The organism is Alcanivorax sp. HI0044, assembly GCF_001634945.1.
Genome location: NZ_LWEZ01001155.1, coordinates 1 through 7,127 on the forward strand (window position 1 = coordinate 1; position 7,127 = coordinate 7,127).

General features: G+C 58.7%; 8 protein-coding genes. 4 read left to right on the forward strand and 4 right to left on the reverse strand.

All coding sequences use genetic code 11. The features are described 5' to 3' along the window. Positions 1–239: 239 nt before the first annotated feature. The 4 genes from ruvX to gshB all read right to left on the reverse strand — a co-directional run bounded on the left by ruvX (position 240) and on the right by gshB (position 3,623). Positions 240–644 (reverse strand): Holliday junction resolvase RuvX, encoded by a 405-nt coding sequence (ruvX, locus tag A3730_RS14870; RefSeq protein WP_063519758.1) that lies wholly within the window; start codon positions 642–644, stop codon positions 240–242. Between the two features lie 172 nt (positions 645–816). Next, positions 817–1,377, reverse strand: a complete 561-nt coding sequence (locus A3730_RS14875; RefSeq protein WP_063537522.1) for a YqgE/AlgH family protein — start codon at positions 1,375–1,377, stop codon at positions 817–819. A 308-nt stretch (positions 1,378–1,685) separates the two neighbouring features. Continuing rightward, on the reverse strand, positions 1,686–2,564 hold the full coding sequence (locus tag A3730_RS14880; RefSeq protein ID WP_063538329.1) for an energy transducer TonB: 879 nt from the start codon (positions 2,562–2,564) through the stop codon (positions 1,686–1,688). A 105-nt stretch (positions 2,565–2,669) separates the two neighbouring features. Next, positions 2,670–3,623: a glutathione synthase gene (gene gshB / locus A3730_RS14885; RefSeq protein ID WP_007148391.1), complete on the reverse strand. Its 954-nt coding sequence runs from the start codon at positions 3,621–3,623 to the stop codon at positions 2,670–2,672. A 321-nt stretch (positions 3,624–3,944) separates the two neighbouring features. Here gshB and pilG point away from each other — a divergent pair, with 321 nt between their 5' ends. The 4 genes from pilG to A3730_RS14905 all read left to right on the forward strand — a co-directional run. Continuing rightward, positions 3,945–4,328 (forward strand): twitching motility response regulator PilG, encoded by a 384-nt coding sequence (gene pilG / locus A3730_RS14890; protein ID WP_063521389.1) that lies wholly within the window; start codon positions 3,945–3,947, stop codon positions 4,326–4,328. A gap of 32 nt (positions 4,329–4,360) precedes the next feature. Next, on the forward strand, positions 4,361–4,729 hold the full coding sequence (gene pilH / locus A3730_RS14895) for a twitching motility response regulator PilH (RefSeq protein WP_007151610.1): 369 nt from the start codon (positions 4,361–4,363) through the stop codon (positions 4,727–4,729). 11 nt (positions 4,730–4,740) lie between these two features. Further along, positions 4,741–5,289: a chemotaxis protein CheW gene (locus A3730_RS14900; protein ID WP_007150053.1), complete on the forward strand. Its 549-nt coding sequence runs from the start codon at positions 4,741–4,743 to the stop codon at positions 5,287–5,289. Positions 5,290–5,347: 58 nt separating this feature from the next. After that, positions 5,348–7,127: methyl-accepting chemotaxis protein (locus A3730_RS14905; RefSeq protein ID WP_063538331.1), on the forward strand; the 1,780-nt coding region annotated here is incomplete at its 3' end.

The following is a 7,127-nucleotide window of genomic DNA, read 5'->3' on the forward strand; positions in this document are numbered from 1 at the left end:
CACTGACGCTGTCCGACTTCGGCATCACCAAGGACTTGGGCCCAGCTTCAGAAACCGTGGACATTATTATTTCTGTGGAAGGGGTCAAGCAGTAAACATTGATGACTTTCGTAGGTCGTATTAGGCTGAAGGCCGTAATCCGACTTCCACACCTTTACGCAAAAGAACACAGGATGTCAGGTTACGCCTATGGCTCTTTGTGCCCGCTGGGTGAACCTGACCTGCCTTTTGCCCCCCCATTAGCCAATGGCCTCGGCGTCCCCAGCAAAAAACCCTTCCGCAATAATCACCGCCGCCATGGAATCAACCTGGCTATCGGCTTTCTGAATGCCGGTACGTTCGCGGGCTTCGCGGGTGCTCAAACGCTCATCCACCAGCCACACTTTTTTTCCGAAGCGGCCATGCAGGCGGTTGGCAAATTTACGTGCGCGCGCGGTGGACTCGCTATCGCTGCCATCCATATTCAGCGGCAAGCCGACAACCAGGGCTTCCGGTTCCCACTCTTTCAACAACGCGGCAATATCATCCCAGTTGGGTTGGGTATTTTTGCAAGGGAGGGCTTTCAATGGTGTGGCGGTGCCCAGCAGCTCATTGCCACTGGCCACGCCGATCTTTTGTGTGCCGTAATCGAAGGCAAGAATCATGAAAAGCAGTGGACAGTTGATAGTGGACAATTGACAGCGGCGCGATCCAGCCCGGCAGGAGCAGACAGGTCGCTGGCCGCGTCCGAAAAATTCTGCAGGCTGCCAGCTTCACAAAAGAAAGAAAGATGCCGGTGGGTAGCTGTCAACTGTCCACTATCAACTATCAACTGCATTAACTGTGCCCCGCCTGGGTGGCAATCAAACTCATATCCACGCCAATACGCGCGGCTGCGGCGTGCCAGGCTTGTTCGAAGGGGGTGTCGAGCACCAGCTCACGGCTGGCGGGGGTGCTGAGCCAGGCGTTATCCACCAGCTCCTGCTCCAGCTGCCCGGCGTCCCAGCCCGCGTAGCCCAGACAGATCAGGGACTGCTCCGGGCCTTCACCAATGGCGATGGCTTCCAGAATGTCACGGCTGGTGGTCAGGATCAGGCCATCACTGAGGACCGTGCTGGCGTGCCAGCGGGTGGCGGCACTGTGCAGCACAAAGCCGGCTTCCTGCTGTATCGGCCCACCGGCCACCACACGATGTCGCTCGGAGGGCGGCACTTCGATTTCAATATCCATGTCGCTGAGGATATCACCCAGGCTGATCTGCACCGGGCGGTTGAGGGTCAGCCCCATGGCGCCCTCGCTGCTGTGCTCAACGATATAGGTCACGGAATGTTCAAAGTCCGGGTCGGCCATTTGCGGCATGGCCACCAGCAACTGGTGTTTCAAAGGTGTGTTTTCCATGGGGGTAGTATCCGGGGGCGGCGGGGGAGCTGCAAGCGGTGCGGGGCTAGATAGGTGCTTTCCCGGTATCGGGCAGATTGCCTGCGGGAACAGCGACGCGAATCCCCCTTTCAGGATGAGACCGCAGGAGCACCTCTCGAGGTGCGAATCCGAGCGACAGCGAGGGCAGCGTGCAACGATAAACACCAAATCCTTCTAAACACCTGTCGAATGCTGGCAGGCCTGATCGTCCTGCGGACGATTGCCGCGCAAGCGCGGTTCGCGCCTCGAGAGGCACTCCTACAGTCGCGTGGTAGCGAGCGCAGCTATTATTTCGACGACACTCGCTGGTTACTGTCGAACTTCCAGGTGCGGATAATTTCCAGCACGTCCATGTTGCGGCGCATTTCCGCTGTAAACGCATCGAACGGGGCCGCCAGACGCACACTCTGAATGGCGGCCTGATCGAGGAATTTATGACCGGAGGACTTGAGCAGCCGCACTTCTTTCAGTGAGCCGTCTTTCTGGATCGCTACCATCAGGCGCACCGCACCATAGGTATTGCTGTTCAGGGCCCGGGCGGGAAAGTTGCGGGTACCCATGTCTTCCACCTTGCGGCGGAAACCATCAATGTAGACCGCTTCGAAGTGGGCCTTGGCGGACACCGACGTGAGACGCCGTACCCGTGGGCGCTTGGCGTAGGCTTGCTTCTGCTCGTCCAGCCGCGCCTGCAGGCTGGCGATCTGCTGGCTCAGGTCCTGCAGGTTTTCCTGCTTGGCCACTTTCAGGGGCTTGGGCTCGGTCTTTTCTTTCTGGTCGGCGTTAACCTTGTGCTCACTGTCCCGGGCGGTGGTGATCACCAGTTGCTGGCTGACTCGCTCCCGGCGCTCCAGGGTGGTCTTTTCCTTGAGCTGCACGTTTTCCAGTTTGTTGTCGGCAAAATCCGCCTGCTCCGTGGTGGTCAGCTCCTGTTTGTCAGCCTGATCACCAGAACCCTCCTGATTACTCTGGGCAATGAAGTCCGCTTCTTCCGGCTCGCTGTCGCTGCGGTGCTGGGCCAGGGTGACTTCCAGGGTATGCGGGGCCGCACGTTGCAGCTCCGGCGCAAAGCTCACCCCGAAAATCAGGATGCCATGGAACGCCACCGCCAGGAAAACGGTGAAGGTGAGACGGTCGGAGGCGGTAACAGATGCCGGATTTGATGCCATGTTATTGTTTTCGCTACTACATTTTCAGCGGTTTCATTCAGCCAGGGAGGGCAGCACCCACCGCAACAGGAAGCCGGTCAGTGTGCCCCGCCACGACAGCCGGGTCTATGACGACGGCCGCAACTCCAGCAGTGTATCAAACAGCTGCCCGGCGATATTGATGTCAAAAATCGCATCCAGCTCGCGGATACAGGTGGGGCTGGTCACGTTGATTTCGGTGAGATAATCACCAATCACGTCCAGACCCACAAAATACAGCCCCTTGCGTTTCAGGGTCGGCCCCACTTGTTCGCAGATCCAGCGATCCCGGTCACTCAATTCCCGGCCCTGACCGGTGCCGCCGGCGGCCAGATTGCCGCGCAGCTCGCCTTCCTTGGGGATCCGTGCCAGCGCATAGGGCACCGGCTCGCCGTTGATCATCAGGATGCGCTTGTCCCCTTCGGTGATCTCCGGCACAAAGCGCTGGGCCATGATCGGCGTCTTGCCGTGCTGGGTGAGCACTTCGATCACCACCGAGATGTTGGGGCTGTCCTTGCGTACCCGGAAAATATTGCTGCCACCCATGCCGTCCAGCGGCTTCATCACGGTGTCACCAAACTCCTGTACAAAATTGCGCAGCAGGGTGGACTGGCTGGACACCAGGGTGGGCGCGCAGCACTGCGGGAAGTCGGTGGCGAACAGCTTTTCATTGCTGTCGCGCACACTGCCCGGACGATTGACCACCAGCACCCCTTCTCGCTCCACTTTCTCGAGCAGGTAGGTCGCGTAGATGTATTCCGCATTAAAGGGCGGATCCTGGCGCATCAGGATAATGTCCAGATCGGCCAGGTCGTGATTCACGGCGTCGGCCAGACGGTACCAATCGTCGTTATTGTCGGTAACAGACAGTGCCCGGGTGGTGGCAAAGGTGCGACCATCGCGAACATACAGGTCCCCCGGCTCCATATAGAGCAGGGACCAGCCGCGCCGCTGTGCCTCCAGCAGCATGGCAAAGGTGCTGTCTTTCCAGGGTTTGATTTTGGCGATGGGGTCCATCACCACACCAACACGCAGGCTCATGAAGTCTCCGGTCTACAGGGCGCAGGCAGCCCGAAAGCTGCCGGCGGGGGATTGGTACGGCCATTGCTCATACCAAACAATGGCCGGAGCAATGTTAGCAGCGCACAGACAGGTTCGCTATGCGCGGAGAAGCTTATTCAGCGACCCGCCAGAGGGACATTTTCTCAAGTTTCATAGGGTCTTATAGATTGATTGTAGAATCTGTGTTAAAAACTTCGCTTGGGCTGACACCGCCACAGGCCCCGCCCAGCGAATTATTAGAAAGGCCAAAAATTACAATAAGTTGCGGCCAATTACGGTTCACGGTTAAAGGCAGTTTCCATGACTGACAATTTCCAAGACCTCAAGGTGATGGTAATCGACGATTCCAAGACGATTCGTCGTACCGCCGAAACCTTGTTGAAGAAAGCGGGTTGTGAAGTAATCACGGCCACCGATGGCTTCGATGCCTTGGCCAAAATCGCCGACAGCAAGCCCAGTATCATCTTCGTCGATATCATGATGCCGCGTCTCGATGGCTATCAGACCTGCGCGCTGATCAAGAACAACAGCGCCTTCAAGGCAACCCCGGTGATCATGCTGTCGTCCAAGGATGGCCTGTTTGACAAGGCCAAGGGGCGCATTGTCGGTTCCGATGAGTACCTGACCAAGCCGTTCTCCAAGGACGAGCTACTGGGTGCCATTCGTCAGCATATCAACGGTTAAGCGGCTTAGCCGCTGAACCTGAAGAGGGTAAGATGGCACGTATTCTGATTGTGGATGACTCGCCCACCGAGACATACAAGTTGCGCGAGATTCTGGAAAAGCATGGCCACGAAGTTATCGAGGCTGCCAATGGCGCCGATGGCGTCGCCACGGCCCGTTCCGAGCTTCCCGAGCTGGTTTTGATGGATGTGGTAATGCCTGGCCTGAATGGCTTCCAGGCCACCCGCCAGCTCACCAAAGGGGCGGATACCGCCCATATTCCGATCGTTATCGTTACCACCAAGGATCAGGAGACCGACCGTGTCTGGGGCAAACGCCAGGGCGCCCGGGACTACCTGACCAAGCCGGTGGACGAAGACGTGCTCCTGCAAACCGTCGACCGCATGCTGGCCGACGCCTGAAGGAGCCACCCATGAGCAGCAACGCCTCCGCCGCCTACATCAAACTGGCTGAATACAATCAGCGCTGCCGGGAGCAGGCCAAAGATCTGCCCATGCAGCAGGATGCGGTCAGCTACTGGAGTGGCGTAGGCTTTGTGCTCGACGGCAAGAAATACGTGGCACCGCTGGATGAGGTTTCCGAAATCCTCTCGGTGCCGGCTTACACCCGCATTCCCGGCGCACGCAGCTGGATGAAAGGGGTAGCCAACGTCCGGGGCCGCCTGATGACCGTCATGGATCTCAGCGGCTTTCTGGAAAAGAGTTCACCGGTTCAGGAAAAGCGCCGCCGGCTGCTGGTGCTGGACCAGGACGACCTCTACACCGGCATGGCCGTGGACGAGGTACTGGGGATGCAACATTTTCCCATTGATGAATTTGTGGAATCACTGCCGGTCAGCGACACCAGCGTCACGAACTTTGTGCGCGGGGCCTACCGACGGGAAGGGGAGTATTGGTCCGTGTTCAGCCTCACCCGGCTGGCAGAGGACCCGCGTTTTATGCAGGTAGCCCGTACCGGCTAACGGCATAGAACAACTCGGGGAATATAAGAAGAGTGAACGCCAGGCCAGGAGCCAGACTATGAAGTTCAATTCGGGAGCATTGTTCGAAAAATTGCGGGGGGGCTCAGGCGGCGGCACGCTGAATATTGCCCTTTATGTGGGCCTTGCCATCTTTGTGCTATTGGCACTGGCCAACTTCCTGCTGTCCGCCACCACGGCAAACAAGGCGCAGGAGAACATTACCCGCGCTTCCGAAATGCGGGTAATTTCCCAGCAGATCGCCAAAAACGCCCTGGAAGCGGCCGCCGGTAACGCCGACGCCTTCGAATTGCTGGATAAATCCCAGAAAAGCTTCCAGTCCGCCTGGGACGACGTCAAGGACGAGCCGGTCAGCGACCCGCAAGCCATGGCCCGCCTGCAAACCCTGTGGGATGAAGTGAACGCCAACGCCGGCGTGATCCTGAAAGGGGAAGACACGGTACTGGATCTGCACGAAGTGGCAGACACTCTGGCCCAGACCATTCCTTCCCTGCAGGCCGAATACGAAGGCGTCGTGGAAATTCTGGTGGCCACCGATGCGGAACCGGAACAGATTGCCTTTGCGCAGCGCCAATCCTGGCTGGCTGAGCGCATCGTACGGTCCATCGCCAAGGTACTGGAAGGTGGCGACGGCGCGGTGATCGCGGCGGACTCCTTCGGCCGTGATGCCAGCCTGTTCGGTCGTGTCATGAACGGCATGATCGAAGGCGATGCCGCCATGGGTATTGACCAGGTGAATGACCCCGACGCCCTGGATTACCTGGCCGAAATTGCTGACCTGTTCGACGAATTCGTTAACCAGTCCGTGGATGAAATCCTGGAAACTGCCCCCGAGCTGTTCCAGGTACGTAACGCGGCCGACACCATCTTCCGTCGCTCCCAGGACCTGCTGCAGGAATCCACCAACCTGAACAACCAGTTCGAAGACAGCACCAGCGGGCTGTTCCCCTCGGTATGGCTGGGTGGCGTTTGCGCCGGTCTGGCCGTGTTGTTCTTCTTTATCATCATGGCCCAGCGGAACCGCCAGGCTGCGAAGCTGAAAGACGAACTGGAAAGTGAGAACCAGCGTAACCAGGCGGCGATTCTGCGTCTGCTCGACGAACTGGGCGACCTGGCTGACGGTGACCTGACCGTACAGGCAACGGTAACCGAGGACTTCACCGGTGCCATCGCTGACTCCATCAACTACTCCATTGACCAGCTGCGCAGCCTGGTACAGACGATCAACAACTCAGCGGTACAGGTGGCCTCGGCGGCCCAGGAGACCCAGTCCACGGCGATGCATCTGGCCGAAGCGTCCGAGCACCAGGCCCAGGAAATCGCCGGCGCCTCCGCCGCGGTAAACGAAATGGCGGTCTCCATTGACCAGGTATCCGCCAACGCCGCCGAATCGGCAGCGGTAGCGGAACGGGCGGTAGCCATCGCCAACAAGGGCGCCGAAGTGGTACAGGCCACCATCCACGGCATGGACACCATTCGCGAACAGATCCAGGAAACCTCCAAACGGATCAAGCGTCTGGGTGAATCCTCCCAGGAAATTGGTGACATCGTATCCCTGATTAACGACATCGCCGACCAGACCAACATCCTCGCCTTGAACGCCGCCATTCAGGCGTCCATGGCCGGCGAAGCCGGCCGGGGCTTCGCGGTGGTTGCGGATGAGGTACAACGCCTGGCGGAACGTTCCGCGGCGGCAACCAAGCAGATTGAAACCCTGGTAAAAACCATTCAGACCGATACCAACGAAGCGGTTATCTCCATGGAAGCCACCACTGCCGAGGTAGTGAAAGGGGCACGCCTGGCACAGGACGCGGGTGTGG

What these genes read in the sequence shown, in the direction of transcription:
- ruvX (WP_063519758.1), bottom strand. Translation starts at nt 644, where the DNA reads ATGATTCTTGCCTTCGATTACGGCACACAAAAGATCGGCGTGGCCAGT.
- A3730_RS14875 (WP_063537522.1), bottom strand. Translation starts at nt 1,377, where the DNA reads ATGGAAAACACACCTTTGAAACACCAGTTGCTGGTGGCCATGCCGCAA.
- A3730_RS14880 (WP_063538329.1), bottom strand. Translation starts at nt 2,564, where the DNA reads ATGGCATCAAATCCGGCATCTGTTACCGCCTCCGACCGTCTCACCTTC.
- gshB (WP_007148391.1), bottom strand. Translation starts at nt 3,623, where the DNA reads ATGAGCCTGCGTGTTGGTGTGGTGATGGACCCCATCGCCAAAATCAAA.
- pilG (WP_063521389.1), top strand. Translation starts at nt 3,945, where the DNA reads ATGACTGACAATTTCCAAGACCTCAAGGTGATGGTAATCGACGATTCC.
- pilH (WP_007151610.1), top strand. Translation starts at nt 4,361, where the DNA reads ATGGCACGTATTCTGATTGTGGATGACTCGCCCACCGAGACATACAAG.
- A3730_RS14900 (WP_007150053.1), top strand. Translation starts at nt 4,741, where the DNA reads ATGAGCAGCAACGCCTCCGCCGCCTACATCAAACTGGCTGAATACAAT.